This window comes from Bradyrhizobium sp. 76 (assembly GCF_023073025.1).
In the GTDB taxonomy this organism is placed as follows: Bacteria; Pseudomonadota; Alphaproteobacteria; order Rhizobiales; family Xanthobacteraceae; genus Bradyrhizobium.
Genome location: NZ_JADPIS010000059.1, coordinates 280,031 through 306,719 on the forward strand (window position 1 = coordinate 280,031; position 26,689 = coordinate 306,719).

At 64.0% G+C, this 26,689-nt stretch carries 24 protein-coding genes; 11 read left to right on the forward strand and 13 right to left on the reverse strand.

Annotated elements, in window-relative coordinates; translation table 11 throughout:
• The first annotated feature begins 33 nt into the window (after positions 1-33).
• Positions 34-1,050 carry a magnesium and cobalt transport protein CorA gene (locus IVB48_RS13745; RefSeq protein WP_018455523.1) on the forward strand — a complete coding sequence of 339 codons (1,017 nt, stop codon included), beginning with the start codon at positions 34-36 and terminating at the stop codon, positions 1,048-1,050.
• A gap of 10 nt (positions 1,051-1,060) precedes the next feature.
• On the opposite strand, the gene purS is transcribed toward IVB48_RS13745, so the two are convergent.
• Both purS and purC read right to left on the reverse strand, forming a co-directional pair.
• Positions 1,061-1,303, reverse strand: coding sequence for a phosphoribosylformylglycinamidine synthase subunit PurS (gene purS / locus IVB48_RS13750; protein WP_007602264.1), 243 nt, complete (start codon positions 1,301-1,303; stop codon positions 1,061-1,063).
• Positions 1,304-1,315: 12 nt separating this feature from the next.
• Positions 1,316-2,083: a phosphoribosylaminoimidazolesuccinocarboxamide synthase gene (purC, locus tag IVB48_RS13755; RefSeq protein WP_171944915.1), complete on the reverse strand. Its 768-nt coding sequence runs from the start codon at positions 2,081-2,083 to the stop codon at positions 1,316-1,318.
• 309 nt (positions 2,084-2,392) lie between these two features.
• Here purC and IVB48_RS13760 point away from each other — a divergent pair, with 309 nt between their 5' ends.
• Positions 2,393-2,716, forward strand: coding sequence for a DUF1476 domain-containing protein (locus tag IVB48_RS13760; protein ID WP_247362456.1), 324 nt, complete (start codon positions 2,393-2,395; stop codon positions 2,714-2,716).
• Between the two features lie 53 nt (positions 2,717-2,769).
• Here the strand turns inward: IVB48_RS13760 and cynS are convergent, their stop codons facing one another.
• The 4 genes from cynS to IVB48_RS13780 all read right to left on the reverse strand — a co-directional run bounded on the left by cynS (position 2,770) and on the right by IVB48_RS13780 (position 6,657).
• Positions 2,770-3,252, reverse strand: a complete 483-nt coding sequence (cynS, locus tag IVB48_RS13765) for a cyanase (RefSeq protein WP_051462744.1) — start codon at positions 3,250-3,252, stop codon at positions 2,770-2,772.
• 64 nt (positions 3,253-3,316) lie between these two features.
• A complete protein-coding gene (locus IVB48_RS13770) occupies positions 3,317-4,249 on the reverse strand; it encodes an ABC transporter ATP-binding protein (protein ID WP_247400390.1) in 933 nt (310 codons plus the stop codon).
• Positions 4,250-4,253: 4 nt separating this feature from the next.
• Positions 4,254-5,096: a nitrate ABC transporter permease gene (gene ntrB, locus IVB48_RS13775; RefSeq protein WP_247400391.1), complete on the reverse strand. Its 843-nt coding sequence runs from the start codon at positions 5,094-5,096 to the stop codon at positions 4,254-4,256.
• A 181-nt stretch (positions 5,097-5,277) separates the two neighbouring features.
• A complete protein-coding gene (locus IVB48_RS13780) occupies positions 5,278-6,657 on the reverse strand; it encodes a CmpA/NrtA family ABC transporter substrate-binding protein (protein WP_247400392.1) in 1,380 nt (459 codons plus the stop codon).
• Positions 6,658-6,816: 159 nt separating this feature from the next.
• Between IVB48_RS13780 and IVB48_RS13785 the strand changes: the two genes are divergently transcribed.
• On the forward strand, positions 6,817-8,745 hold the full coding sequence (locus IVB48_RS13785; RefSeq protein ID WP_247400393.1) for a sigma 54-interacting transcriptional regulator: 1,929 nt from the start codon (positions 6,817-6,819) through the stop codon (positions 8,743-8,745).
• Positions 8,746-8,751: 6 nt separating this feature from the next.
• On the opposite strand, the gene IVB48_RS13790 is transcribed toward IVB48_RS13785, so the two are convergent.
• Genes IVB48_RS13790 through IVB48_RS13800 form a run of 3 tightly spaced genes read right to left on the reverse strand, consistent with a single transcriptional unit; the run spans position 8,752 to position 11,388 of the window.
• Positions 8,752-9,630: a sulfurtransferase gene (locus IVB48_RS13790; protein WP_027567657.1), complete on the reverse strand. Its 879-nt coding sequence runs from the start codon at positions 9,628-9,630 to the stop codon at positions 8,752-8,754.
• A 46-nt stretch (positions 9,631-9,676) separates the two neighbouring features.
• The gene (locus tag IVB48_RS13795) at positions 9,677-10,810 is read right to left on the reverse strand and encodes an acyl-CoA dehydrogenase family protein (RefSeq protein WP_247400394.1); all 1,134 of its coding nucleotides are present in this window, start codon (positions 10,808-10,810) and stop codon (positions 9,677-9,679) included.
• Between the two features lie 35 nt (positions 10,811-10,845).
• The gene (locus IVB48_RS13800; RefSeq protein ID WP_247400395.1) at positions 10,846-11,388 is read right to left on the reverse strand and encodes an OsmC family protein; all 543 of its coding nucleotides are present in this window, start codon (positions 11,386-11,388) and stop codon (positions 10,846-10,848) included.
• Positions 11,389-11,633: 245 nt separating this feature from the next.
• Here IVB48_RS13800 and IVB48_RS13805 point away from each other — a divergent pair, with 245 nt between their 5' ends.
• Positions 11,634-12,299, forward strand: a complete 666-nt coding sequence (locus IVB48_RS13805) for a TetR/AcrR family transcriptional regulator (RefSeq protein WP_247400396.1) — start codon at positions 11,634-11,636, stop codon at positions 12,297-12,299.
• A gap of 78 nt (positions 12,300-12,377) precedes the next feature.
• On the opposite strand, the gene IVB48_RS13810 is transcribed toward IVB48_RS13805, so the two are convergent.
• Complete coding sequence (locus tag IVB48_RS13810; protein ID WP_247400397.1) at positions 12,378-13,937, reverse strand: alpha/beta fold hydrolase; 1,560 nt, start codon at positions 13,935-13,937, stop codon at positions 12,378-12,380.
• A gap of 147 nt (positions 13,938-14,084) precedes the next feature.
• Between IVB48_RS13810 and mddA the strand changes: the two genes are divergently transcribed.
• The 5 genes from mddA (at position 14,085) to IVB48_RS13835 (ending at position 19,185) form a co-directional block, all read left to right on the forward strand.
• Positions 14,085-14,885 (forward strand): methanethiol S-methyltransferase, encoded by an 801-nt coding sequence (gene mddA, locus IVB48_RS13815; RefSeq protein ID WP_247400398.1) that lies wholly within the window; start codon positions 14,085-14,087, stop codon positions 14,883-14,885.
• Positions 14,886-14,908: 23 nt separating this feature from the next.
• Positions 14,909-15,559 (forward strand): helix-turn-helix transcriptional regulator, encoded by a 651-nt coding sequence (locus tag IVB48_RS13820; RefSeq protein ID WP_247400399.1) that lies wholly within the window; start codon positions 14,909-14,911, stop codon positions 15,557-15,559.
• Positions 15,556-16,533, forward strand: a complete 978-nt coding sequence (locus IVB48_RS13825; protein WP_247400400.1) for an NADPH:quinone oxidoreductase family protein — start codon at positions 15,556-15,558, stop codon at positions 16,531-16,533. Before IVB48_RS13820 ends, IVB48_RS13825 begins: the two co-directional genes overlap by 4 nt.
• 28 nt (positions 16,534-16,561) lie before the next feature.
• Positions 16,562-17,311: a hypothetical protein gene (locus IVB48_RS13830; RefSeq protein ID WP_247400401.1), complete on the forward strand. Its 750-nt coding sequence runs from the start codon at positions 16,562-16,564 to the stop codon at positions 17,309-17,311.
• A gap of 170 nt (positions 17,312-17,481) precedes the next feature.
• Positions 17,482-19,185: an amidohydrolase gene (locus tag IVB48_RS13835; protein WP_247400402.1), complete on the forward strand. Its 1,704-nt coding sequence runs from the start codon at positions 17,482-17,484 to the stop codon at positions 19,183-19,185.
• A 61-nt stretch (positions 19,186-19,246) separates the two neighbouring features.
• Here the strand turns inward: IVB48_RS13835 and IVB48_RS13840 are convergent, their stop codons facing one another.
• The gene (locus tag IVB48_RS13840) at positions 19,247-20,446 is read right to left on the reverse strand and encodes a TrmJ/YjtD family RNA methyltransferase (protein ID WP_247400403.1); all 1,200 of its coding nucleotides are present in this window, start codon (positions 20,444-20,446) and stop codon (positions 19,247-19,249) included.
• 368 nt (positions 20,447-20,814) lie between these two features.
• Here IVB48_RS13840 and IVB48_RS13845 point away from each other — a divergent pair, with 368 nt between their 5' ends.
• Positions 20,815-22,029, forward strand: coding sequence for an NADP-dependent isocitrate dehydrogenase (locus IVB48_RS13845; protein ID WP_027518867.1), 1,215 nt, complete (start codon positions 20,815-20,817; stop codon positions 22,027-22,029).
• Between the two features lie 99 nt (positions 22,030-22,128).
• Positions 22,129-22,623 carry a DUF3455 domain-containing protein gene (locus IVB48_RS13850; RefSeq protein WP_247400404.1) on the forward strand — a complete coding sequence of 165 codons (495 nt, stop codon included), beginning with the start codon at positions 22,129-22,131 and terminating at the stop codon, positions 22,621-22,623.
• Between the two features lie 4 nt (positions 22,624-22,627).
• On the opposite strand, the gene IVB48_RS13855 is transcribed toward IVB48_RS13850, so the two are convergent.
• Positions 22,628-23,854, reverse strand: a complete 1,227-nt coding sequence (locus tag IVB48_RS13855) for a cyclic nucleotide-gated ion channel (protein ID WP_247400405.1) — start codon at positions 23,852-23,854, stop codon at positions 22,628-22,630.
• Between the two features lie 4 nt (positions 23,855-23,858).
• Positions 23,859-26,552 carry an alanine--tRNA ligase gene (alaS, locus tag IVB48_RS13860; protein ID WP_247400406.1) on the reverse strand — a complete coding sequence of 898 codons (2,694 nt, stop codon included), beginning with the start codon at positions 26,550-26,552 and terminating at the stop codon, positions 23,859-23,861.
• Positions 26,553-26,689 lie beyond the last annotated feature (137 nt).

Genomic DNA, 26,689 nt, shown 5'->3' on the forward strand with positions numbered 1-26,689 from the left:
ATTCGGCCGATCGATTCGCCCGGGATTAAAGCCATGAATGTCCCCTCGCTGCCCGCATCCCTCTCCGAGCCGGTGTCCACCGAGGGCGTCATCGCCGCCGGTGCCTATGTCGACGGCCGGCGCGTCGCCAATATCGCCATCAGCGAGGCTTCGAGCTGGCGGGCGAAGCCCGGCCACGTGGTCTGGATCGGGCTGCACGAGCCCGACATGGCGCTGCTCAGCGCGGTGCAGAAGCAGTTCGACCTGCACGAGCTCGCCATCGAGGACGCCAACCACGCCCATCAGCGACCGAAGATCGAGCAATATGGCGAGGCCCTGTTCATCGTGGCGCGCACGGCGCAACTGATCGAGGGCCGGATCGCCTTCGGCGAGACGCACATCTTCGTCGGCGAAGGCTATCTGGTCTCGGTGCGCCACGGCGCGTCGACGTCCTACACGCCGGTGCGCGAACGCTGCGAAAGCTGCCCGCGCGCGCTCGCGCGCGGCGAGGATTACATCCTCTACGCCATCCTCGATTTCATCGTCGACAACTACTCGCCCGTGCTCGAGAGCATTCACGAAGAGGTCGAGAGCATCGAGGACGACGTGCTCTCCAAGGCGATCAGCAAGGCGCAGATCGAGCGGCTCTACATGCTGCGCCGCGACCTGCTGCGGCTCAGGACTGCCATCGGACCGCTGGTGGAGGTCTGCCGCCGGCTCGAGCATGACGAACTGGCGATGGTGCGCGCTACGATGCAGCCGCTGTTCCGCGACGTCACCGACCACGTCAGGAACATCCAGGAGCGGATCGATTCAATGCGCGAGGTGCTGGCCTTCGCCTTCGAAGCAAGCCTGCTGGTCGGCCAGGCCCAGGAGACGGCGGTCTCCAAGAAACTTGCCTCCTGGCTCGCGATCATCGCGATCCCGACCGCGCTTGCCGGCATCTACGGCATGAACTTCAAGCACATGCCGGAGCTGGACTGGGAGTACGGCTATTACACGCTGCTCGGCGTGATGCTGACGGCCTGCGGCGCGCTGTACTGGCGTTTTCGTCGGGTCGGATGGTTGTGAGCCATCCCGTTCACCCGATCAGCTCAACCCGATAATTCTCGATCACGGTGTTCGCCAGCAGCTTGTCGGCGGCGTCCTTCAACGCCGCCTCTGCCTTGGCCTTGTCCGCGCCGGCGAGCTCGATGTCGAACACCTTGCCTTGGCGAACGCTGGCGACGCCGTCGACGCCGAGCGACTTCAACGCACCCTCGATCGCCTTACCCTGCGGATCGAGGATGCCCGTTTTCAACGTAACGGTGACACGTGCCTTCACGTCAGATCCCTCTTAGCTCTTCACCAGCACCGGGCCGGAACCGGCCGGACGCTCGTTCTCCATGAGAATACCGAGACGCTTTGCGACTTCGGTATAGGCCTCGAGCAGCCCACCGAGATCCCTGCGGAAACGGTCCTTGTCGAGCTTCTCGTTCGACTTGATGTCCCACAGACGGCAGCTATCCGGCGAGATCTCGTCGGCGACGATGATCCGCATCATGTCGTTCTCGAACAGTCGGCCGCACTCCATCTTGAAGTCGACGAGGCGGATGCCGATGCCGAGGAAGAGACCGGTGAGGAAGTCGTTGACACGGATGGCAAGCGCCATGATGTCGTCGATCTCCTGCGGTGTCGCCCACCCGAAAGCGGTGATGTGCTCTTCCGACACCATGGGGTCGTTGAGCTGGTCGTTCTTGTAATAGAACTCGATGATCGAGCGGGGCAGCTGCGTACCCTCCTCGATGCCGAGGCGCTGCGACAACGAGCCGGCGGCAACGTTCCGCACTACCACTTCCAGTGGCACGATCTCAACTTCGCGAATCAACTGCTCGCGCATGTTGAGGCGGCGGATGAAATGGGTCGGCACCCCGATGTCATTGAGGTGCTGAAACAGGTACTCCGAGATCCGGTTGTTGAGGACACCCTTGCCCTCGATCACCTGATGCTTTTTCGCATTGAACGCGGTGGCGTCATCCTTGAAGTGCTGGATCAGGGTACCGGGCTCCGGGCCTTCGTAAAGAACCTTTGCCTTGCCTTCATAAATGCGACGCCGACGGCTCATGGGGATGTACCGTGTTTTGTTGAAATCCATGTATCTGGTGTGCTCCGGTTGACGAGACTACGACCCACAGCGGAGCTGCCGTGAACGGCCCGGAACCCCTGGAAACAGAACGGGAACCCAGCCTTAGGCAACCTATCCGATTGGCCGTCCCAGCACAATCGATCCGGCCGTCCGGCATCAAACTTATACCGTCTTGCCTGCGGCTTAACGGCTCGTTGTTTTGCCGATTCGTGCCCCCTATCTAGGCATGCACCGGGGCTCTCGCAACGAGGGCCAGCCGGGTCCATTCAGCAGGGAATTGGAAAAGGCATGAGCACGTTGGACAAGCGCGAGGAAGGCTTCGAGAAGAAGTTTGCCCTCGACGAGGAGCAGAAATTCAAGGCGGAAGCCCGCCGCAACCGGCTGCTCGGTCTGTGGGCGGCCGAAAAGCTCGGCATCACCGGCGATGCCGCCACGGCCTATGCCAAGGAGGTGGTCGCGGCCGATTTCGAGGAAGCCGGCGACGCCGACGTCCTGCGCAAGGTCATGGCCGATTTCGCCGCCAAGAACGTCGCCGTCACCGAACAGGTGATTCGCGCCAAGATGAACGAGCTGATCGCGGTGGCGGCGGCCGAGGTGAAAGCCGGGAAGTAAGGCGAAGCGTCATTCCGGGGCACGTCTGCGACGCACCCCGGAATGCCAACCAGCTATCCCTCCTTGAACCCATACTCCGGCACATTGCCGCTGGCGCCGTAATATTTGTACGGCAGGAATTTGCCGCTCATGGTGATCTTGACGCGGTCGCCCTTCGGGTTGGGCAGGCGCTCCATCACCATGTCGAAATCGATCGCCGACATGATGCCGTCGCCGTACTCCTCCTCGATCAGCGCCTTCCACGCCGGACCGTTGACCATGACCAGCTCGTAGAAACGATAGATCAAGGGATCGGTCGGCGGCATCGGCATGCCGCGCATCGGCGTCTCGTTCAGCATCGCGGTCTCGGCCTTCGTCAGGCCGAAAAGTTCAGCGGCGTTTGCGGCCTGCGGCTTGGTCAGTTTCATTTGACCGAGGATCGCGCCTGTTATCAGCACCTCGGAATAGCCGCCGATCTTTTCGCAGATGTGTTTCCAGCTCCAGCCCTTCTCGCGCTTGATGTCGAGCAGCTTCTCGGTGAGGTCTTCGCGTTTCATGTCAAGGTCTCCTTGGTTGTCGTCATGCCCGGGCCTTGTCCCGGGCATCCACGTTCTGGCTGCACTAGAAGGACGTGGATGGCCGGGCCAAGCCCGACCATGACGTCTCGTTGAGTGGCTCCGACTTGGCATCAGAGGCGACCGTCAGTCCGGGCTTGCCGATATGCACCACCGGCACATTCCGCGGATCGTGACCGGGCGTCTCGGCCGTGAAAGTCTTGCTGCGCGTTACCAGGAAATCAACGATGTGGTTGCGCAGCGCGTAGTACAGCGGGTGGCGGTGCAAATCGGTGCGGCCGCGGTCCCGCGGCAGCGGGTTCTCGACCACTTCCGCCAGCACCGCGCCGGGACCGTTGGTCATCAGGAAGATCTTGTCGGCGAGATAGATCGCCTCGTCGACGTCATGGGTGATCATGAACGCGGTCTGCCCGGTCTCCAGACAGATGCGCCGCACCTCGTCCTGCAGCGTGCCGCGCGTCAGCGCGTCGAGTGCCGAGAACGGCTCGTCCATCAGCATCATCTTTGGCGTGATCGACAGCGCACGCGCGATGCCCACGCGCTGCTTCATGCCGCCGGAAAGCTCGGAAGGTCGCTTGTGTTCCGACCCCGTCAGGCCGACGAGATCGATAAATTTCTGCGCATGCGCCTTCACCCTGCCGCGATCCCAGCTCCGCCATTTCGAGCTGACGGCGTAGGCAACGTTACCGAGCACGGTGCGCCAGGGCAGCAGCGCATGGCTCTGGAAGATCACGGCGCGATCGAGGCTCGTCCCTGAAATGGCCTGCCCGTCGACGATCACCGCGCCCTCGCTCGGCGCATCGAGGCCGGCGAGGATGTTGAGCACCGTGGTCTTCCCGCAGCCGGAATGGCCGATCACGCAGCAGAACTCGCCGCGCGCCATAGACAGCCAGAGATTCTCGAAGACCGCCGTTGTCGCGCCGCCTGCGCCCGGATAGCGCTTTGCGATGGCTTCGATCGAGATGAATTTTTCGGTCACGGCCCTACTCCGGAAACGTGACCATGCGCGTGAAGCGCGCGAGGATCTGGTCGAGCAGCATGCCGACAACCCCGATCAGCAGGATCGCGATGATCACGTTGGTGATCGAGAGATTGTTCCACTCATTCCAGACGAAATAGCCGATGCCGGTGCCGCCGACGAGCATTTCGGCCGCGACGATCACGAGCCAGGCGATGCCGATCGAGATGCGCATGCCGGTCAGGATCGTCGGAGCCGCCGCCGGCAGGATCACGGTGAAGGCGCGCCTGATCGTTCCGACCTCGAGCGTTCGCGCGACGTTGATCCATTCCTTGCGTACGCTCGCGACCCCGAACACGGTATTGAGCAGCATCGGCCAGATCGAGCAGATGAAGATGACGAAGATCGCGGAGATCGAGGAATCCTTGATGGTGTAGAGCGCGAGCGGCATCCACGCCAGCGGCGAGATCGGCTTCAGCACCTGGATGAACGGATCGAGCGCCTGGCTGAGCAGCGGCGACATGCCGATCAGGAAGCCGAGCGGGATGGCGACCAGCACGGCGAGCAGATAGCCGGTGCCGACGCGCGCGATCGAGTAGCCGAGCTGGATGCCGAGCCCCTTGTCGTTCGGCCCGTTGTCGTAGAACGGCCTCCTCACATGCTCCCAGAGTTTTGCGGCGACATCGACCGGCCCCGGCATGGCGGATTTGCCCTGCGTCGCAGTCAGGCCCATCAGCTTGGCGTATTCCGGGCTCATCGTGGCCACCGGTGCCGTCGAGCGCACGGCGAGATGCCAGACGCCGAGGAACGCGACGAGCAGCACGATCGAGACGAGGCCGGCGCGGAGACGGAGGGAGCTGGTGGTCATCTCCCTCTCCCCCAGTCGTCCCGGCGAAGGCCGGGACCCATAACCCCAGGGAGAAGTTTGGCGGAGATTAGTTGTTCGGTACTGCTACCTTCCGCGATCGACAAATCACGCGGTATGGGTCCCGGCCCCCGTGCGCAGCGCGCACTAGGCCGGGACGACAGCGGAGGCACAGCGCGGCCCATCACGACGCCTTCCTGATCTTGAAGCCCGCCAAATAATCCTCGGGCTTGGCCGGATCGAAAGTCTTGCCCATCACCGCGAACGATTTGTAGCTGCTGGCCGGCGGCGCCAGGCCCATCTCCGTCATCAGCTTCCGGGTGTCGGTGGCGAGATACACCTGCTCGGCGACCGCCTTGTAGTCGACATCGCCCTTGATCTGACCCCAGCGCTTCATCTGTGTCAGCATCCACACCGCAAATGACTGCCAGGGGAACGGGTCGAAATCGACGCGCTTTTCATCCGTCTTCACGCCGCCGAGGCCGTCGGCATAGGTGCCGGTCAAGACCTGTTCCAGTACCGTGACCGGCGCGTTGATGTAGTTCGCCGGCGCGATCGCCTCGGCGATCTGCTTGCGATTCTCCGCCTTCGACGCATAGGCCGTGGCATCGACGATCGCGCGCGTCAGCGCGGCAAAGCTGTTCGGCGCCGTGGTGATGAACTCGCGGCTGGCGGCGAAGCTGCAGCAGGGATGGCCGTCCCAGATTTCCTTGGACAACAGATGCATGAAGCCGACGCCGTCATAGATCGCGCGCTGGCAGATGTTGTCGGGCGCGAGGAAACCGTCGATGTTGTCGGCGCGCAGGTTTGCCACCATTTCCGGCGGCGGCACCGAACGCAGCTGCACGTCGGTGTCGGGGTCGATCCCGTGTTCGGCGAGATAGTAGCGCAGCAGATAATTGTGCATGGAATAGTCGAAGGGGATGGCGAACTTCATGCCCTTCCAGTCCTTCGGGTCGCGCTTGTCCTTGTGCTTGCTCGCCAGCACGATGCCCTGCCCGTTGATGTTCTCGATCGCGGGCACGGCGAATGGAATGGCGTTGGCACCTAAGCCAAGCGAAATCGCCAGCGGCATCGGCGCCAGCATGTGCGCGGCGTCGTATTCCTTGTTGATGGTCTTGTCGCGGATCACGGCCCAGCCGGCAGTCTTGACCACGTCGACGTTGAGGCCGTGCTTGGCATAGAAGCCGAGGGGAGCGGCCATGATGATCGGCGTGGCACAGGTGATCGGGATGAAGCCGACCTTGAGGTCCTTCTTTTCCGGCGCGCCGGCCTGCGCAAAGACTTCGGTAGCGGTCTGAAGCGGGAAGAACTGCGACAGCGCGGCCAGCGCGGTGGAAGCACCGACCGACTTCAAGAATGCGCGCCGCGCAACGTCCTGCGGAAACATCGCGCGCATCACGGCAGAGGCGACGACGCCCTCGTAGCGCTTCTCTTCGCTCTCGACGGGATCACAGCGCAACGCGGTGGCCTGCTCATGCTCCGCGGCGGATTGATGCTGACCGCAGGCACAGCCGGCTCGCAGGTTGCGATCGGGATCAAACGGATTGTCGAAAGTGGACATCGGAGCTCCTGCGCGTCGTTGCGAGGAGAATTACGCAAGGAGCATGCCATCACCTTCAGGCTGGCCAGTGCCTTGATGACGCGGCACTTTCGCTTGCACTTGGTCATTACGAAAATTCGTGATAAACGATATTTCGTAGTTGAATAACGAGATTTCGTAATGGCAACGACGCCACTACTCGCCCACGATGATGTGGCCCCGACCATCGATCCGCGCGTCGCGGCCTTCGAATCCTCGGTGGAGGCGACGCTGCTGGTCGACCCCTTCAGCGACCAGATCGTCGATGCCAATCCCGCCGCCTGCGCCCTGCTCGGCTACGACCGCGCGCTGCTGCGCCAGACCAGGGCGAGCACGCTGCATGCCGGCGAGCTTCCGGCGCTGACCGTGTTCACCCAGGCCGTGCTGCACAAGGGCGCCTACTGGACTACGGCGCTCAACCCACGCCATGCCACCGGGCAAAATCTCCGGCTCGAATATGCCGGCTGCGTCCTGCCCCATGACGGGCGCACGCTGGTCCAGCTCACCCTGACCGATCTCGACGCGCGCCGTCGCCGCAATGTCGACGCCGCCGCCGAAGACCACATGCGCAGCGGCATCTCGACCTGGCAGCGGGTCGAGCGCGTGTTCCAGGACATCGAGCGCGAGAACCAGCTGATCCTGCGGGCCGCCGGCGAAGGCATTTACGGCGTCAACGCGGAAGGAAAGACCACCTTCGTGAACCCCGCCGCCGAGCGGATGCTGGGCTGGACGGCCGAGGAGCTGGTCGGCAAGGAAATCCATCCCATCATGCACCACACCCACCATGACGGGCGGCACTATCACGACCATGACTGCCCGATCTACGCGGCGTTCCGCGACGGCGCGGTGCACCAGGTCGACGGCGAAGTGTTCTGGCGCAAGGACGGCTCGCCGGCCTGGGTCGAATACACCTCCACGCCGATCCGCGACCGCGGCGTGGTGGTCGGTGCCGTCGTGGTGTTTCGCGACGTCAGCCAGCGCCGCGAAGCCGACGAGAAGCTGCACGCCGCGCTCGCCGAGGTCGATCGCCTGCGCGAACGGCTCGAGCTCGAAAACGCCTACCTCCAGGAAGAAATCCGCATCGAGACCAATCCGCGCGGCATCATCGGTGGTAGCGAGGCGATCCAGACGACGCTGCGCCAGGTCAAGCTGGTGGCGCCGACCAGCGCCGCGGTGATGATCACCGGGGAATCTGGCACCGGCAAGGAGCTGATCGCGCGCGCCATCCACGAGGATTCCACCCGCAGCGACCGGCCGCTGATCCGCGTCAACTGCGCCGCGATCCCGCGCGAATTGTTCGAGAGCGAATTCTTCGGCCATGTCCGCGGCGCCTTCACCGGCGCGACGCGCGACCGCATCGGCCGGTTCGAACTCGCCGATGGCGGCACGCTGTTCCTCGACGAGGTCGGCGAGATCCCGCTCGAATTGCAAGGCAAGCTGCTGCGCGTCTTGCAGGAGGGCAATTTCGAGCGCGTCGGCCAGGAGCGCACGCGCGCGGTCGACGTCCGCGTCATCGCCGCGACCAATCGCGACCTCAAGCAGGAGGTGCAGCGCGGCCGGTTTCGCGAGGACCTCTATTTCCGCCTCAACGTCTTCCCGATCGAGACCGTGCCGCTGCGCGAGCGTCGCGAGGACATTCCCCTGCTCGCCCAGCATTTCCTCACGCGCGAGAGCAAGGCGCTGAAATCGAATCTGCGCTTGTCGGAAGGCGATGCGCGTCGGCTGACGCGCTATGACTGGCCGGGCAATGTCCGCGAACTCCAGAACGTAATCGAGCGCGCCGCGATCCTGTCGCAGAACGGCCGTTTGCGGATCGATCTGCCCGACCCCTCCGGCACGCAGGCCCCAGCCGGCGCAGCGCGGCAGAAGGCTGACGCACGGCCCGCTGTGATGACGTCATCCGAAATGCGCGACCACGAGCGCGCCAACATCCTGGCCGCGCTCGAGGGCTGCGCCGGAAAAGTGTTCGGCCCCGGTGGGGCGGCCGAGATGCTGGATATCAAGCCGACCACGCTGGCCTCGCGGATCAAGGCGCTGGGGATTACACCCCGTCCGCGAGCCCTCGGTTAGTGGCGATCACGCCGCCTTGGTCGTGACCTCCGATGCGATCGGCAGTCCCTGCTCGATCGGCAGCGACGGATCGCGCGACCATTCGTTCCAGGAGCCGAAATACATCCGCACGTCCTTCACGCCGGCGTTCTTGAGCGCCAGGAACGTGTTCGAGGCGCGCGCGCCCTTGAAGCAGTAGAGATAGACCGGCGTCGACGGCGAGATGCCGACAGTGGCGCATTCCGCCAGGATCTCGTCCTTGGACTTGAAGCGCGGTCCCTCGGCGGTCGGTTTCATCATGCGATACCATTCCAACCACACCGCACCGGGAATGCGGCCCTTGCGCGGGCAGAAATCCTTCCCGTAGGGCGACGAGCTGTCGCCGATCCATTCGTCGACGTCGCGTACGTCGAGAATGGCGACGCCCGGCTTGCCGACGGCCGCCAGCATGGTCTTGGCGTCGATCAGAATCTCGCCCGCTTCAGGCACGATTCCGAACGACGCCTTCATCGGCGCCGGCACGTCTTTCGTCACCGGAAGACCTGCGGCAGCCCAGGCATCGAAGCCGCCATGCAGCACCTTGATCTTGGGATAGCCGAGCATGGTGAGCAGGTAGTAGCCGCGGCAGGACTGGCCGAAGCCGGAGTTCATCGACTGCTCGTAGATCACGGCCGTCTCCTTGCCGGACAGACCCGCGCCGCCGAAGGCATCGGCGAACTTGGTCTTCAGCTCGCTCATGCCTTCCGGCGTCGAGGTCGCAAGAAACGTGAATATCTCATGCACGTTCACGGCGTTGGGAAGGTGCCCGGCACCATAGGCGTCGGGGTTGCGGGTGTCGATCACGACACAGGGCTCGGTTTTCAAGAGATCGGCAAGTTCGCTGGCAGAGATCAGAACGTCCGTCATTGGCAGCCTCTCCGTTGAGGTTAGATGGTGGGTGGGCTCGTAAAACTCAGGAATCGGCAAGCATCTTGCGCAGCTGCTTGGTGGCAGGCGTGACGATCGCGACGAAATAGGCCTCGCGCAGGCGACGCTGCGCGCGGTGGCTCTTGAGGTAGCCGCGAGCGCCACAATGCAGCATCGCCGCGTGCGCCGCCGCGACGCTGGCTTCACCGGCGCGCAGCCTGAGCGCGATCACCTTGCGCCAGTAGGTCTCCTCCTCGTTGTAGGGATCACGCGCCAGCGCCATGGTCTCGGCCTCGAGCTCGGCGGCGAGATCGCGGAAGTGAACCGGCTGTTGCGGCAGATAGCGGTTGATGTGGCCGAGGGGATTGTCGACCTCGTCCATGATGTTGATGCAGTCCTTGATGAGCCCGAGCGCCATGCCGGCCTGCAGCAGGATGAAGCCGGCGCGGATCTTCTTCACGAAAGGCGCGGCGGGATCGGCCAGGATCAGCTCGTCAGGCACGAAGGCGTCCCGGAACTGCACGCCATAGGTGCCGGTGCCGTCCATGGCGAGGAACGGCTTGCATGGCGTCAGTGTGATCGCGGGATCGGAGCAGTCCGCCAAAAACATCACTTGGCCGGGCTCGCCACTTGCGATGCCCGGCTCGTCCTCGCGTTCGAAGATGGTGCCGAAATAATGATCCGGTCCGAGATTGGACACCCAGGGCAGCGCGCCGCGCACGATGTAGCCGCCTTCGACCTTGCGCCCCTTCAGCTTGAGCTTTTCGATGCCGAAAAAGCTCTTCATCGGATTGGAGAGTCCGGTGCCGCCGAGCACGCGACCGGTCGAGAACGCATCGCCGAAGCGCTTTGCCAGCTTCATGTTGGTCGAGTTGGCCGCGTACCAGACCAGCGTGTTCTGGCACCACGCCATGAAGGCAGTGCTGCCGCAGACCTCACCGATTGCCGCCATCGCCTGAATGGCACAGCGCAGATCGGCAGGCCCTTCGTGCGGCACGTGACTGCCCCAGGCACCGACCTCGCCGAGCTTGTGCAGCACATCGGCCGGATAAATGGTGCCGGCATCGATGCCGGCGGCGAGCGGCGCGAGCTGCTCCCGCGCGATCCGCGCCACCTCGCCTGCAATGGACGGTGCGGGCTGATCCAAAACTTCGGCCCGTGATAAAGCCAGTGAACCCATGATCGTCTCCCGCACCTTGTCCTGTTGCCGTCAGCTCAGATGCCGACCTCGAGATTGACCGGGCGGGTGAAGGTGTTGGCGACCGGCGACCATTGCTTCACATGGGCGACCAGCGCATTGATTTCGTCCGACGAGATCCCCTCACATTCCATGTCGACCTTGACGCGCACGTCCGTAAATCCAACGGGCTTGTCCGAGACGTCGCCGGTGCCCCAGACGGCGGTAATGTTGAGATCGCCCTCGAGCTCGAGCTCAAGCTTGTTGACGATCCAGCCGCGATGCACGGCGTTGGCGTGCAGGCCGACGGCGAGGCAGGAGCCCAGCGCGGCGAGCGAAGCTTCGGACGGATTGGGCGCAGTGTCGTCGCCGAGCAGACCGGGCGGCTCGTCGACGATGTAGGGCGGCAAATTGCGGATGTAGTTGGCGTGGCGGAATTTTCCTTCCGCGACCGTCTTGCACTTCAAGGTCTTGATGACCTTCGGATTGGCCTTGCCGTTGGCGATCAGTTGCTCGAGGCCATTCTTGTCGATGGGCGCGAGGCAACCCGTCAGCACTGTCTTTTGAACGACGGCAGTCATCATCTTCTCCCTGGCAGAAGTGGAAATCGGTAGGATACCGAACGGTCTGTTTCCTTGCATGGAGCGTGCCAGAGCCGACCAAAATCAAAAGGCGAAGTATTGGAGCCGCTTAGCGAACGCTGCCTGCGAATTGATCAGCCGCCGTTTGCTCAAAGGCGATGCAGACGGGCTTTCCCGTGCGAATCTTTTCAGCGCGGACAGATGCGGCTTGCTGATGCGGCGCGGCTGCGGGTAAGTTTGGACTCATGGCCAAGCCCTCACTGAACAAGACGTCAAAGAAGAAGTCTCATTCGCCGCATGGCGGCGCCAGTGACAACGAGTCCGCGCGCGGACGCCTGCTCAGCGCCGCGACGCATCTGTTCTGCAAGAACGGCATTAACGCCACCGGCATCGACGCGATCATCGCGGAAGCCGGCACCGCGAAGACCACGCTCTATAAATTATTCGGCTCCAAGACCAATCTCGTCAACGCGGTGCTGGAGAGCGAAGGCAAGCAGTGGCGCGAATGGTTCATCGGCGCCATGGAAGAAGGCGGCGGCGACGCGCAGGCCAAGCTCACGCGCATCTTCCCGGCCCTGAAGAGCTGGTTCGCGGAGGAGCGCTTCTACGGCTGCCCCTTCATCAATGCGGTCGGCGAGCACGACAAGGACGCCAAGCAGTTCCGCAACATCGCGATGAAGCACAAGAAGATCGTGCTCGGCCACATCGAGAAGCTCGCTGGCGAGCTCGGTTCGAACGAGCCCCTCGTGCTCGCACATCAGCTCGGGCTGTTGATCGACGGCGCCATCGTCGCGGCGATGGTGTCGCGCGATCCGGGCGTGGCCGATACGGCGGCGCTGACGGCGGGCCCCCTGCTCAGCCAGTCCAAGGCAAAGAAGAAGCGCGCGGTGGATCAGCTCGAGGCAGTGTGATCGCTCCCATCCCGTAGCCCGCATGAGCGCAGCGACATGCGGGACGACCGTCCCCGGATGTCGCTTCGCTCATCCGGGCTACGGCACTCGCAGCCGCTCCCTCGGTAACGCAGCGATGAACCGCCCGATCGCACCGAGTACCGGTCCCTGATCACCCGCAAAGAACCAGTGATCGTTGCCGTCGAGCTCGACGAATTGCGCACCTTTGATCCGGCTCGCCACATCGCGGCCGGCCGCGATCCGTACGGCCTTGTCGTCACGACGATGCAGCACCAGTGTCGGCATGGCAATCTGCGGCAAAAGCTGCCGCACGTCGGCGTCGCGAAACGCCTCGAGCACCGCCGAGATGCCGCCGGGACTGGAGGCCGCGCGCAATAGCCCCGCCCACCAGGCGCGTGCCTGGGGATCGCTCGCAAGGCTGGGCGCGAACGTCTCAATCTCCACCGGACCTCCCCATTGCGCGATGAGGTGCTTGCTCCAGGCGTCGTACTGGCTGGCGCGCAGCGCGTGCGGATAATCCTGCGACCAGCAGCCCTTGGCCAATGCACCGAACAGGATGAGTCCGGCCACGAGACGCGGTTCATCGACCGCAAATTTGATGCAGGCTGGTCCACACTCGGATGCGCCGAACAGCACGACGCGGCGCGAGCCGGTCGCGCGGAGCACCGTGCCGATATCCTCCGCGGTGACGTCGATACCGGGGGCCGATCCAACCCGGTCGGACAACCCGATGCCGCGACGATCGAACACGATCAGGCGCCCAAGCTTCATCAGCGAGGCCAGAAACGCCCGGCTCGCGGGGTGCTCCCAGGCGCGCTCCACATGCGACACGAAGCCGGGCATGACCAGGATGTCGAGCGGGCCGCTGCCGTAGGTCTGATACGCCAGATGCACACCAGCGCCCTTGACGTAGCGCGTCGCTGGAACGTCGGCTGCCGCCGCAGGACTCATCAACGCCTCGGTCTCGGCTTCGGGCGTAACACCAAGCTCGTCACGCAGCCGCTGCCTCAGTGCCGCGTGGTGCCGCTCTGCCGCACTGCGGTCACCCGCCAGCAGCAGACTGCGGATCAGATGCCGGCCGTAGACCTCGCTCAAAGGATCGAGCTCGACCAGACGGGTCGCATGCGTGGCCGCGGAAAAGTAGTCGCCGGCGGCGGTCTTGTCCTGCACCAGGCGCTCCAGCGCGTGCATCAGCCGTCCCCGCAGCGCCTCGCGGCGGAAGAACGCCCAGTCGTCGAATTCCGGACAGTCCTCCGGGGAGAACCCTGCGAGGAAATCTCCCCGATAAATCTGGCAGGCCTCGTCAAAGTCAGGGCGATCGCAAGCGCCCTCGAACAGATGCGCATCGACCTTCAACGCGACCGCCGGAGACCATCGCACGCTGGTGCGGTCGGTCTCGAAAACCTGCTGACCGAGCGTCAGCTCGATGCGGTGAAGCAGCCGCCGCAATCGCGCTAGCCCGGTCTCGCGGTCAGTTTCAGGCCACAGCAGCGTCGCCACGATTTCGCGGGCCACGGCGCCCTTGGCCTCCGCGAGATAGACCAGCAGCGCGAGGCCCTTGCGCAAGGCCAACTTGATCGGGCGGCCGTCGGCGTAGACCTCAGGGAACCCGAATGTCCCCAGCGAGAAAACCGTCATGAAAGTCCTCCCTCCCCTCGCGGCGCCCCCGGGGACGCACAGGGGACGGTCCAGCAATAGCAGTCGGGGCAGATCGAGCCTGCTCGCCGGCGAGCAATTCAGGCTCCTGCATGCGGCACGGCTGCATCAGGCACAATAGGAAAAAACATGATCTCGCGCCTCCTGATCCTGCTCTACGCCATCGTGAGCTACGTGATCTTCACGGTCTCATTTCTCTATGCGCTTGGTTTCGTCGGCAATTATGTCGTGCCCAAGTCGATCGACATGTCGATCGATAGGTCGATCGACGTCGGCAACCCGATGGACCTGAGCGTGGCTATCGTCGTCAACCTGCTGCTGATGGGCCTGTTTGCGATCCAGCACAGCGTCATGGCGCGCCCGATCTTCAAGCGATGGTCGGCCAAATTCCTTCCCCCCGCCTGCCAGCGCAGCACCTATGTGCTGCTCTCCAGCCTGATCCTGCTGTTGCTGTTCTGGCAGTGGCGCCCGATTCCGACGCCGGTCTGGCAAGCGAGCGGAATAGCGGCCTGGTTGCTGATCGGCGTGCATTGGCTTGGCTGGCTTGTCGCGTTCGCCTCGACCCACATGATCGATCATTTCGATCTGTTCGGCCTGCGCCAGGCCTTCGTCGCGTTCCGCGGGAGCGAGATACCAGGTCAATCGTTCAGAACACCGCTGCTCTACAAGATCGTGCGCCATCCCATCATGCTCGGCTTTCTGCTCGCGTTCTGGGCCACGCCCGAGATGACCGTCGGCCACCTTCTGTTTGCGCTCGCAAACACCGCCTACATCCTGGCCGCGCTTCAGTTCGAGGAGCGCGACCTGATCGCCGAGTTCGGCGCGACGTACCAGGATTATCGCCGACGCGTTCCCATGCTGCTGCCGCGTCTTTTCGGTCGTCGGACGGAAGATCGCCAGCCGCCTCGGCCTGCTGGAGCGTCGCAATGAATGCAATATCAGCTATTCCCCGGATGTCGGCGGAGGCCGCCACGTTTGCAGATACGCTGGATGGGCTTGACGTCGGTCTTTGTCTCGTTGACGCGGAGGCGCGTCTCATTCACGCCAATACTGCCGGGCGGGACATGATCGAAGCGCGCGACATCCTGCACGAAATCCGCGGGCACCTCGCGGCTTGCGATCCGACGGTCAACCGGACCCTGCAGCATTTTTTCGCAGCCGCCGGGCAGGAAAACGCGTTCCTCGGCGCCGACGGGATCGCGGTGCCGATGATCGGGCGGGATGGGAAGCGCCACGTCGCCCATGCTCTGCCGTTGACTTCCGGCGCGCGCCGACTTGGGGGCGTCGCCTACAGCGCCGTCGCAGCGTTGTTCGTCCGCAGGGCGGCGCTCACGATACCGCCTCGTTCCGAAGTGATCGGCAAGGCATTCAAACTGACGCCGACCGAGTTGCGTGTGATGCTCGCGATCGTCGAGCTCGGCGGCGTTCCCGAAGTAGCGGCGGCGCTCGGCGTCGCCAATACGACGATCAAGACGCATGTCCGCCGCCTGTTTGAAAAAACGGGTGCGGCGCGACAGGCGGATTTCGTCAAGCTCGTCGCGGGATATGCGACGCCATTGAGAGAACCTGCCGAATATAGACAATCTGTTGGAGTGACGCGATGAGAGCGATTCTATGCAGCTCGTTCACCGGACCCGGCGATTTGCGTCTCGGCGAGATCGACGAGCCGAAGCCGGCCGGCGACGAGATTCTGATCGACGTCCATGCGGCCTCCGTCAGTTTCATGGACCAGTTGATGGTCTCGGGACTCTACCAGATGCGGCCGCCGACGCCCTTCGTGCCCGGCACGGAAGCATCCGGTGTCGTCATCGCGGTCGGCGGCGAGGTCACGGCATTCGCTCCCGGCGACCGCGTGGCATGCAGCGCCTGGACCGGCGGCTACGCCGAACGGATGATAGCGAAGGACTCAAAGTGCGTGCTTCTGCCGGAAGGCGTCGCGTTCGAGGCAGCGGCGACGGTCCTGCACAATTACGGCACGGCCTATTATGCGCTGGTCGAGCGGGCCAGGGCGCAGCGCGGCGAAACGCTGTTCGTCACGGGCGCTGCCGGCGGAGTTGGCCTTGCCGCCGTCGATCTCGGCCGCCATTTGGGCCTGCGCGTCATCGCCGGTATCGGCTCCGATGACAAGGCCGCCCTGGTTCGCAATTATGGAGCCCGCGACATCGTCAATTATCGTAGCGAGGATCTGCGCGACCGGATCAAGGCGATCACCGGCGGCGAAGGGATCGATATCGGCTTCGACAATGTCGGCGGCGCGATATTCCAGCAGATGGCCCGGTCGATGAAGTGGGGCGGAAGGCTGATGCCGATCGGCTTCACCAGCGGCGAAATTCCCCAGCTCCCAATGAACCTTCCGCTGCTGAAGAACTATTCCATCCTCGGGGTCTTCGTCGGCGCCTGGGCGGAGAAATTCTCGCTCGAAGCGGCGCGCATGAACGCCACGCTGATGCAACTGCTGGCCGGCGGAAAAATCCGCCCGCACATCGATCGCATCCTCCCTTTGGAGGAGGCCGGCGAAGCCATGCGTGCCGTGGCCAACCGAACGGTTCAGGGGCGAATTGTCCTCAAGATGAGGTAAAGTGCACGGGGAAGAGAGAACAAAACCGATGACACAGATCATCATCGACAAACGCTTTTGCGGTCCTCCGAACTCCGGCAACGGCGGCTATGTCTGCGGCCGGCTGGCCCGCCACATTCCCGGCGCCGCGGAGATCACGCTGCGCGTACCGCCGCCGCTGGACACGCCGCTCGATGCGGTCGCAACGGAGGACGGCGCATGGCAGCTTCGCGATGGCGACAAGATCGTCGCGACCGGGCGGCCGGCAAGCGTCGAGCTTGCGCGCGTGGAAACAGCCAGCTTCGAGGAGGCCTGCGCCGCCGAATTGTTGACGCCGGTGAAGCCGCACGAGCATCCGCTGCCGACATGTTTCGTGTGCGGCCCCGCAAGGGCCAAGGGAGACGGCCTGCGCATTTTTGCCGGCTCGCTCCGTGGTCACAACGCCGTTCTGGCAGCGAGCTGGACACCGGATAAGAATCTCGCCGCCGACGACGGCCTCGTCGCGCCGGAATTCCTCTGGTCGGCGCTCGACTGCCCCACCGGCTTTGCCTGCAATTGCGATCAGCAGACCGGCAGCTTCGACAAGGCACCGTTGCTGCTGGGGCGGATGTCGGCGCGGATCGAGGCCCGCCCGCACCCCGGCGAGCCCTGCATCATCACGGCGTGGCCGACGGGCCGCGATGGCCGCAAGCGCACGGCCGAGGCTGCGGTGCATGATGGAGCCGGGAAGTTGCTGGCGGTGGCGCGCACGACATGGATTGCGGTGGAGCGCGAGGTGCAGCTCGGGCGTCGTTCGTAGAGGGGACATGGGGCCCGGTACCGGGACGGCCAGCTTTCCAGCTAACCACGGGAGCACTCCACTTTGCCATCCGTGCGACGCTGCCAACCGTCGAGAAGCGTTGAACCCACGTTTAATCAAAGATACTCTTGCAGCTCTCGCCAAGCAAAAAAGATCCAAGAGGGTACGCGATGGTCCGCAAGTTAAAGGCATTTGCAATCCTTGCTACGGGCATGTTCGTCGCTGGCGTCGCAAATGCCGAGGCACAGCAGCCGGAGCTTAATGCGCCTGACCTCGTCCTCGTTAATGGCAAGGTTCTGACCTTAGACGACCGATCGACCGTCACGGAGGCAGTCGCCGTCGCGGATGGAAAGATCATCGCGACCGGAACCAGTGCTTCGATCAAGGCGCTTGCAGGCGCCCGGACCCGCGTGCTCGACGTGTCCGGCAAGACCGTCATCCCCGGATTGATCGATACACACGCTCACTTCAAGGCCGCTGGTCTGGGCGACTATGTCGTAAGCCTGGGCCGAGCCAAGACCGTCGCGGACGCGCTCGAGGCCATCAAATCATTCGCCACCAAGAAGAAGCCGGGTGAGTGGATTGTAGGTGGCGCGTGGCATCCGCCCTCACAATTGGCCGAGAAGCGCTATCTCACGAGGCAGGAGATCGATAGCGTTGCTCCGAACAACCCGGTCTATCTTCGCACCGTCGGGCATTTCTCGATGGCGAACACCATGGCTCTACAAGTGGTCGGTGTGGACAAGACCACCGCGGATCCGAGTGGTGGAAAGTTTGAACGCGACGCAGCCGGTGAATTGACTGGCGTGCTCGTGGAGACGGCGATCGATCGGGTCGAGAAGGCCGTACCACCTTGGACAGAAGACGACGAAATGCGGCAATTCACCATTGCCGAAGGCGTGCTGAACAGCTTCGGTATCACCAGTGTGATCGAAGGCGCAACAGAGCCACGCGATGTCCGAACGCTGCAGAAGCTTGTCGCAGCCGGGAAAGCCACTTTGCGCACCGGCGTGATGTTTCGACCGGAGCCCCCCGCCGATCTGACCGCATGGGAAGCGATCATGTCAGGCAATGGCGCCTCATCAGGGTTCGGTGACGATTGGCTCAAGTTCGCCGGCATCAAGATCTTTTACGACGGCGGCATGACGCTGAAGACGGCGCTCATGCGTGACGTGTACCCCGATTCACACGACAACTATCACGGTATCACGCAGCAGACACCTGAGCGTCTGAAGCAACTCATCTCCGTCTGCAACCGTTATGACTGGCGTGTCGGAGTCCACGTCGTGGGCGACCTGGGTGTTGACCAGGTGCTCGATGCCTTCGAGGCAGCGGATAAAGAAAAATCGATCCGCGACCGTCGCTTCGTCCTCATCCACGCCAGCCTGATCCGGCCAGAACAGATGGAGCGTGCGCAAAGACTAGGAGTCCGCATCGATTTCCAGAACGTTTTCATGTGGGATAAGGGAGCGACCGTCGAACGATTTCTCGGGAAAGCGACCGCTGACCGCGCCGTGCCGACCAGGACGTTAATCGAAAAAATGGGACTCAACAGCCTCGGCGCCGGGACGGATTTTCCGGTCAACCCGATCAACCCCTTCCTCAACATGTACATCATGGTGACCAGGAAGGATCCCAACGGAAACATCTACGGCTCGGCAGAAGCTATTACGCGCGAACAGGCCCTACGGCTCTACAGCAGCGCGGCTTCGCGCTACAACTTCGATGAAGCCCGCAAAGGGACCATTGAGCCCGGAAAGCTGGCGGACATCGTGGTGCTCTCCGCTGACTACGCGGCCGTGCCCGAGGAGCAGATCAAGGACATCAAGGCGGACCTGACGCTGGTCGGCGGCAAGGTTGTCTTTCAGCGCTGAACCGGCGCTGATCGGCCAAGGTGAGCGAGAGCGACAATTCGCTCTGCTTCCCGACGAAAATCTACACGCCCTCCGCGATCATCCCCTGCAACCGCACCAGCTCCGCCTCGATATCCCGCTCGACATCCGCCGCCCGCATCTCGATCATCCGATAGTCCCTTGCCTCGAGCCACGCCCGCCGCGACGCGCGATCCGCGACGATCGTCTCGTTCTCACCCGTGTTCACCAGCTCGATCGCGATCCGATGCGGGAACGAGACGAAGTCCGGGATGTGCCGCCCCACAGGGGTCTGGCGCTTGAACCCGCCTGCGAAGCGGCGGTCGCGGGTGAGGGCCTGCCAGAGCAGGCGTTCGGCATCGGTCGGGTTGCGGCGGAGCAGGCGGGCGAGGCCGCGCACGGTGGAGCCGCTGTCGGGAACGCCGCCGCCCTGACCGTGCTCGGCCAAAAGCGCACGCAGCCGCGTTGCCTGCTCGCCGTCGAGCACGCCGCCCTTGGCCGGGCCCTTGCGCCCTTCCGCGATCGCCATCACCACCCCATGCAGGGTGTGCATGTCCTGCTTGGTCGGCTCCATCCGGGTGAAGATGTTGCGCAGGTTCACCAGCATGGTGTCGCGCTTCTCGGCCGGGCGCAAAAATTCGACCCGGTCGAGTTCGCGGATGAGATTGTCGAAGAACGCCTGCATCTGATGCTGCGAGGCGCGCTCGGAGCGCTCCGGCATGGCGTGCGGCAACTCGCCGGAGGTCGCCCGCTTGAACCATTCGTAGCCGACCAGCAGCACCGCCTGGGCGAGGTTGAGCGAGGCAAAGCCCGGATTGACCGGAAAGGTAATGATGCGGTTGGCGAGCCCGACCTCCTCGTTAGTCAGCCCCCAGCGCTCCCGGCCGAACAGGATACCGGCCTTGCCGCCCGCCGCGACGTGCCCGGAAATCTCGCTAGCTGCGGCTTCCGGCCCCACCACCGGCTTGGCCTGGTCGTGGGGGCGCGCGGTGGTGGCGAACAGCAGGTCGAGATCGGCGACGGCCTCACCGACCGTGTCGAACAATTCGACCTTGTCCAGAATATAGTCGGCCCCGGCCGCGGCGCGCTGGGCGGCGATGTTGGGCCAGCCGTCGCGAGGATTGACGATGCGCAATCGGCTCAGCGCGAAGTTGCCCATGGCGCGCGCGGCCATGCCGATGTTTTCGCCAAGCTGCGGCTCGACCAGGATGACGATGGGACCGTCGAGGGAAAGGCCCGCCTTGCTCTTGTCAGTCCCCGACATCTCGCTTCGCTTTCACACTGGTTCTCAAGGCCTTGGAGAGGCGCTCTTCATGAATTAATCAAGGCCGGTCCTGACCTGGTCTCGACCCGGATTTGACCCAGTCTTGGGCCGGCTGCCCGTCCGCCTGTCGTTTGCCTGTCCTGACGAAATTCTCAAGGGAAATAATGGGTTGGATTCGACTTTTGAATCTCGCCTGAAACCTCAGCCCGGTCCCCGCGGCAGGGCTGCTCCCGCCCCCCATCTGCGGAGGCTGGATGAGCTAAAAGTGCATAATCCCTTGGCTTTCGCCCGCTGCTATCAGGTGCTAAGAGGCGGCGGATATTCCCGTGGCGCGCCACAAGCGCCGTTCCGAAGAGGCTTCCCCGATCATGGCAAAAATCAAGGTGTCCAACCCCGTCGTCGAACTCGATGGCGACGAGATGACCCGGATCATCTGGCAGTACATCAAGGACAAGCTGATCAACCCGTTCCTCGATGTCGAGCTGCTCTATTTCGACCTGGGCATGGAGTACCGTGACGAGACCAACGATCAGGTGACGATCGACGCTGCCGAGGCGATCAAGAAGGTCGGCGTGGGCGTCAAGTGCGCCACCATCACTCCGGACGAGGCACGGGTGAAGGAGTTCAACCTCAAGCAGATGTGGAAGTCGCCGAACGGCACCATCCGCAACATCCTCGGCGGCGTGATCTTCCGCGAGCCGATCATCTGCAAGAACGTGCCGCGCCTGGTTCCCGGCTGGACCAAGCCGATCATCATCGGCCGCCACGCCTATGGCGACCAGTATCGCGCCACCGACATCAAGTTCCCCGGCAAGGGCACGCTGACGATGAAGTTCGTCGGCGAGGACGGCACGGTCATCGAGAAGGAAGTGTTCAAGACCCCGGGCGCCGGCGTCGCGATGCAGATGTACAATCTCGACGATTCCATCATCGACTTCGCCCGCGCGTCGTTGAATTACGGCCTGCTGCGCAACTACCCGGTCTATCTCTCGACCAAGAATACGATCATGAAGATCTATGACGGTCGGTTCAAGGACATCTTCCAGGACATCTACGAGCGCGAGTTCAAGAAGGAATTCGACGCCAAGGGCCTGACCTACGAGCACCGCCTGATCGACGACATGGTCGCCTCCGCGCTGAAATGGTCCGGCGGTTATGTCTGGGCCTGCAAGAACTACGACGGCGACGTGCAGTCGGACACCGTGGCGCAGGGCTACGGCTCGCTCGGCCTGATGACCTCGGTCCTCCTCACCCCCGACGGCAAGACGGTGGAAGCCGAAGCCGCCCACGGCACGGTGACTCGCCACTATCGCGAGCACCAGAAGGGCAAGGAGACCTCGACCAACTCGATCGCGTCGATCTTCGCCTGGACCCGCGGCCTGTCGCACCGCGCCAAGCTCGACAACAATGCCGAGCTCGCCAAGTTCGCCAACACCCTGGAGAAGGTCTGCGTCGACACCGTCGAGGAAGGCTACATGACCAAGGACCTCGCGCTCCTGGTCGGCGCCGACCAGCGCTGGCTCTCGACCACCGGCTTCCTCGACAAGGTCGCCGAGAACCTCGGGAAGGCGCTGGCGGCGTAAGCCGTCCGCAATTTCGCCCGACTGGGCCGGACATCATCACGGGCCGCGTCGCAAGCGCGGCCCGTTCGCTTATTTGGACCTTTGCGTGGAGATGCGACCATGTCGATCAAGCTTGCCGTCCCCTGCCTGTTGCTGCTCGCTGGACCGGCTCTGGCCGCCGACCCACTCCCCGACGCCATCGCGGCGCCCGGCGAGAGCGTCGTGCTCAGCGTCCACGCCGAGGGCGCGCAGGTCTATGAGTGCAAGGCCGGCACCGACGGCAAGCTCGCCTGGGGTTTTCGCGAACCGATCGCCACCCTGCTGTCTGAGGGCAAGACGATCGGCCGTCACTTTGCCGGACCGAACTGGGAGCATGCCGACGGCAGCGCCGTGGCCGCCAAGGCCGCCGGCAATGCCCCGGGTACCACCGCGGCCGACATTCCCTGGCTGAAGCTGGAAGTGACGACCCACCGGGGCAGCGGCATCCTCACGCCGGTCACGACGGTTCAGCGCATCAATACCCATGGCGGCAAGCTCGAGGGTTCTTGCGACAAGGCCGGCGATTTCAAGAGCGCGCCCTATTCGGCCGACTACGTCTTCCTGAAGAAAGGCTGAGCGCTCAGCGGTCGGTGCCTTCGCGCTCCGCCTGCGCCAGCTCCGCCACCGCAAGATCGCCGCTCCCCTCCAGCCGCGCCTTTGCCGTCTTGTGGACATGCGCGGCGAGCGTCGGCATGCGTTCGATCAGGGCGTGAAAGTCCTGGGCGTCGAGCACCAGCAGTCGGGTCTTGCGCGTCGCCGTCACCGTGCCGCTGCGCTTGGTTTTGTGCAGCAGCGCGATCTCCCCGAAGAAGGTGCCATCCGCGAGCCGCACCTGCTGGTTCGGCAGCGCGATCTCGACCTCGCCGGCGGTGATGAAATACATCGACGAGGCCACATCGCCCCGCCGCACCAATATCTCGCCCTGCTCGATCGTGCGCGCCCGCAGCAGCCGCATGATGTCGGCGATCTCGGATGCGCTGAGATGCGAGAACAGCGGCACCCGCGCCAGCATGCCCCAGGTGACCACGAAGTCGCGCCGCTTCACCTCTTCCGCAAAGGCCGTCGAGATGATCGCGACCGGCAGCGCGATCATGGCAAATCCGCTGATGATGGTGAAGACGGAGATGAACTTTCCGAGCGCCGTCACCGGCACGACGTCGCCGTAACCGACGGTGCCGAGCGTCACGATCGCCCACCACATCGCCTGCGGAATGGTGCCGAGCTTGTCCGGCTGCACGTCGCGCTCGATGGCGTAGAGCAGCGAGGCAAACGTCAGAACCGCGCCGATCAGGATGACGATGCAGCCGATCAGCGCCCGTCGCTCCGCGTGCACGGCCGCGAGCAGCGAACGCATCGCCGGCGAGTAGCGCACCAGCTTGAAGAACGGCAGCACGCCGAGGGCTGCCAGCGTCGCATGCCGGCCCGTGGCGAGCACGATCGCGGCCGGCAGGAACGCGAGCAGATCGATGATGCCGAGTGCGGAGAAGACATAACTGAGCCGATCCGACAACGCGGACGCCGCGCGCTGGGTATGGCCCGCCACCGTCCACAGCCGCGCCGCATATTCCAGCGCAAACACGATCACGGACAGGATGGTGATCGCCGAAAACAGCGCGCCGAATTGCGCGTCCAGCTCCGGCACCGAGGCAAGGATCATCGCGACCACGTCGAGCACGATGACGCCGATGATCAGCTGGATGAAGCGCGATCCGACCGAGTAGGCCAGCGGATCGTGCTCCAGCAATTCGTAGAGGCGATCCCTCAGATCGGGATCGGTTGAGCCACGTCCTCGCGGAACGGGGCGCACCTGCCTACGCGCCGGCCGATTTTTGTTCGATCATGGCTTTTTCGATCGCCGTGAGCGCCGCGGCCGCGTTCGCGCCATCGGGGCCGCCGGCCTGGGCCATGTCGGGACGGCCGCCGCCGCCCTTGCCGCCGAGCGCCTCGGAGGCGACCTTCACCAGATTGACCGCATTGAAGCGCGAGGTGAGGTCAGCGGTGACGCCGACAACCACGCCGGCCTTGCCGTCCTCGGTGACGCCGACGATGGCGACGACGCCGGAGCCGATCTGCTTCTTGCCGTCGTCGGCAAGGCTCTTCAGATCCTTCATCTCGATGCCCTCGACCGCGCGCGCCATCAGCTTGACGTCGCCGACTTCGCGCACGCCGGAGGCCGCGCCGTTGCTCGAAGCTGCACCGCCGCCCATCGCCAGCTTCTTGCGGGCGTCGGAGAGCTCGCGCTCGAGCTTCTTGCGCTCCTCCATCAGCGCGGCAATGCGCGCCGGGACGTCGTCGATCGAGGTGCGCAGCTCGTGGGCCGCGGTCTTCGCCAGCGCCATGGTGTCGTTGGCGTGTTTTCGCGCGTAGTTGCCGGTCAGCGCCTCGATGCGGCGCACGCCGGAGGCGACCGCGCTCTCGCCCGTCAGCGTGATCAGCCCGATGTCGCCGGTGCGCTTCACATGCGTGCCGCCGCACAGTTCGACCGACCAGCCGAGTGCGTTGGCGCCGCGCTCGCGCGCGGTCCGGCCCATCGAGACGACGCGAACCTCGTCGCCATATTTCTCGCCGAACAGCGCGCGTGCGCCGGCCTCGCGGGCCTCGTCCACGCCCATGACGCGGGTCGAGACCTCGTCATTCTCCAGCACCACGTCGTTCGCAATGTCCTCGACGCGCGCGAGCTCTTCCGCCGTGATCGGCTTCGGATGCACGAAGTCGAAACGCAGCCGATCCGGCGCGACCATCGAGCCGCGCTGGGCGATGTGGTCGCCGAGCACCTGGCGCAGCGCCTCGTGGATGAGATGCGTGGCCGAGTGATGCGCGCGGATCGAAAAGCGCCTGCCGTGATCGACTTCGAGCTGCAGCGCGGTGCCGAGCTTCAGCTCGCCGCTCTCGACCGTGCCGACGTGAACGAAGAAATCGCCGAGCTTCTTCTGCGTGTCGGTGACGCGGAATTTGATGCCGCCCTCGCCGGTCAATACGCCGGTGTCGCCGACCTGGCCGCCGGACTCCGCGTAGAACGGCGTCTGGTTCAGCACGATCGCGCCGGTGTCGCCGGCCTTGAGGCTCGTGGCTTCCTTGCCGTCCTTGACCAGCGCGGTCACCACGCCTTCAGCGCTCTCGGTCTCGTAACCCAGGAATTCGGTTGCGCCCAGCTTCTCACGCAGCGGGAACCAGATCGCCTCGGAAGCAGCTTCGCCAGACCCCTTCCAGGATTCGCGCGCCTTGGCCTTCTGACGCTCCATCGCATCGGTGAAGGACGCCTGGTCGACGCTGATGCCGCGCGACTTCAGCGCGTCCTGCGTCAAATCGAGCGGGAAGCCATAGGTGTCGTACAGCGTGAAGGCGACGTCGCCGTCGAACATGTCGCCCTTCTTCAAGGACGCGCTCTTCTCGTCGAGAATGGCGAGGCCGCGCGTCAGCGTCTTGCGGAAGCGGGTCTCTTCCAGCCGCAGCGTTTCCTCGATCAAATTTTCCGCGCGCATCAGATCGGGATAGGCCTGGCCCATCTCGCGCACCAGCGCCCAGACCAGGCGATGCATCAGCGGCTCTTGCGCACCGAGCAGCTGCGCATGGCGCATCGCGCGGCGCATGATCCGGCGCAGCACATAGCCGCGGCCCTCGTTCGAGGGCAGCACGCCGTCGGCGACGAGGAAGGCCGACGAACGCAGATGGTCGGCGATGACGCGGAACGAGGCCACGGTCTTCTCGTCCGGCCCGCTTCCCAAGGCAGACGCCGTCGCGTCGATCAAATGACGGAACAGGTCGGTCTCGAAGACGCTGTCAACGCCCTGCATGATGCAGGCCATGCGCTCCAGCCCCATGCCGGTGTCGATCGAGGGACGCGGCAGCGCCACGCGCTCCTCCTTCGTCACCTGCTCGTACTGCATGAACACCAGGTTCCAGAATTCGAGGAAGCGATCGCCGTCCTCCTCCGGGGAGCCCGGAGGCCCGCCCCAGATGTGCTCGCCGCGATCGATGAAGATTTCCGAGCACGGGCCGCACGGGCCGGTGTCGCCCATCGCCCAGAAATTGTCCGAGGTCGGGATGCGGATGATGCGGTCCTCGGAGAAGCCAGCGATCTTCTTCCACAGTCCGGCCGCCTCGTCGTCGGTGTGGTAGACCGTGACGAGCAGCTTGTCCTTCTTGAGCCCGTATTCCTTCGTGATCAGCTTCCACGCCAGCTCGATCGCGCGCTCCTTGAAATAGTCGCCGAACGAGAAGTTGCCGAGCATCTCGAAGAAGGTGAGATGGCGCGCGGTGTAGCCGACATTGTCGAGGTCATTGTGCTTGCCGCCGGCGCGCACGCATTTTTGCGAGGTGGTGGCGCGCTGGTAGGGCCGCTTCTCGACGCCGGTGAAGACGTTCTTGAACTGCACCATGCCGGCATTGGTGAACATCAATGTCGGGTCGTTGCGCGGCACCAATGGCGAGGACGACACGATCTCGTGGCCGTTCTCGGCAAAGAAGTTCAGAAAGGTCGACCTGATCTCGTTGACGCCGCTCATGTTCATCCAATCGGGTGTGCTTGCACCCGCCTTCCAGCCATCCAAACCGCCAGTTTGGGCTGATATCTGCGGGTCAAAGCGCTTTTAGACAAGGCCAGCTTCGCTGTCCAGAAACTGTGCAGCCAGATCAAGGCGTT

Excerpts from the sequence above, each read along its gene's own strand:
- ntrB (WP_247400391.1), bottom strand. The coding sequence starts at position 5,096 with ATGACCACCAGCTCCCTCCGTCTCCGCGCCGGCCTCGTCTCGATCGTG.
- IVB48_RS13820 (WP_247400399.1), top strand. The coding sequence starts at position 14,909 with ATGTCGGCGGAGGCCGCCACGTTTGCAGATACGCTGGATGGGCTTGAC.
- IVB48_RS13810 (WP_247400397.1), bottom strand. The coding sequence starts at position 13,937 with ATGACGGTTTTCTCGCTGGGGACATTCGGGTTCCCTGAGGTCTACGCC.
- purC (WP_171944915.1), bottom strand. The coding sequence starts at position 2,083 with ATGAGCCGTCGGCGTCGCATTTATGAAGGCAAGGCAAAGGTTCTTTAC.
- IVB48_RS13745 (WP_018455523.1), top strand. The coding sequence starts at position 34 with ATGAATGTCCCCTCGCTGCCCGCATCCCTCTCCGAGCCGGTGTCCACC.
- IVB48_RS13805 (WP_247400396.1), top strand. The coding sequence starts at position 11,634 with ATGGCCAAGCCCTCACTGAACAAGACGTCAAAGAAGAAGTCTCATTCG.
- IVB48_RS13800 (WP_247400395.1), bottom strand. The coding sequence starts at position 11,388 with ATGACTGCCGTCGTTCAAAAGACAGTGCTGACGGGTTGCCTCGCGCCC.
- IVB48_RS13780 (WP_247400392.1), bottom strand. The coding sequence starts at position 6,657 with ATGTCCACTTTCGACAATCCGTTTGATCCCGATCGCAACCTGCGAGCC.
- alaS (WP_247400406.1), bottom strand. The coding sequence starts at position 26,552 with ATGAGCGGCGTCAACGAGATCAGGTCGACCTTTCTGAACTTCTTTGCC.
- IVB48_RS13785 (WP_247400393.1), top strand. The coding sequence starts at position 6,817 with ATGGCAACGACGCCACTACTCGCCCACGATGATGTGGCCCCGACCATC.
- IVB48_RS13760 (WP_247362456.1), top strand. The coding sequence starts at position 2,393 with ATGAGCACGTTGGACAAGCGCGAGGAAGGCTTCGAGAAGAAGTTTGCC.
- IVB48_RS13830 (WP_247400401.1), top strand. The coding sequence starts at position 16,562 with ATGACACAGATCATCATCGACAAACGCTTTTGCGGTCCTCCGAACTCC.
- mddA (WP_247400398.1), top strand. The coding sequence starts at position 14,085 with ATGATCTCGCGCCTCCTGATCCTGCTCTACGCCATCGTGAGCTACGTG.
- IVB48_RS13850 (WP_247400404.1), top strand. The coding sequence starts at position 22,129 with ATGTCGATCAAGCTTGCCGTCCCCTGCCTGTTGCTGCTCGCTGGACCG.
- IVB48_RS13790 (WP_027567657.1), bottom strand. The coding sequence starts at position 9,630 with ATGACGGACGTTCTGATCTCTGCCAGCGAACTTGCCGATCTCTTGAAA.
- IVB48_RS13825 (WP_247400400.1), top strand. The coding sequence starts at position 15,556 with ATGAGAGCGATTCTATGCAGCTCGTTCACCGGACCCGGCGATTTGCGT.
- IVB48_RS13835 (WP_247400402.1), top strand. The coding sequence starts at position 17,482 with ATGGTCCGCAAGTTAAAGGCATTTGCAATCCTTGCTACGGGCATGTTC.
- IVB48_RS13840 (WP_247400403.1), bottom strand. The coding sequence starts at position 20,446 with ATGTCGGGGACTGACAAGAGCAAGGCGGGCCTTTCCCTCGACGGTCCC.
- IVB48_RS13795 (WP_247400394.1), bottom strand. The coding sequence starts at position 10,810 with ATGGGTTCACTGGCTTTATCACGGGCCGAAGTTTTGGATCAGCCCGCA.
- IVB48_RS13845 (WP_027518867.1), top strand. The coding sequence starts at position 20,815 with ATGGCAAAAATCAAGGTGTCCAACCCCGTCGTCGAACTCGATGGCGAC.
- cynS (WP_051462744.1), bottom strand. The coding sequence starts at position 3,252 with ATGAAACGCGAAGACCTCACCGAGAAGCTGCTCGACATCAAGCGCGAG.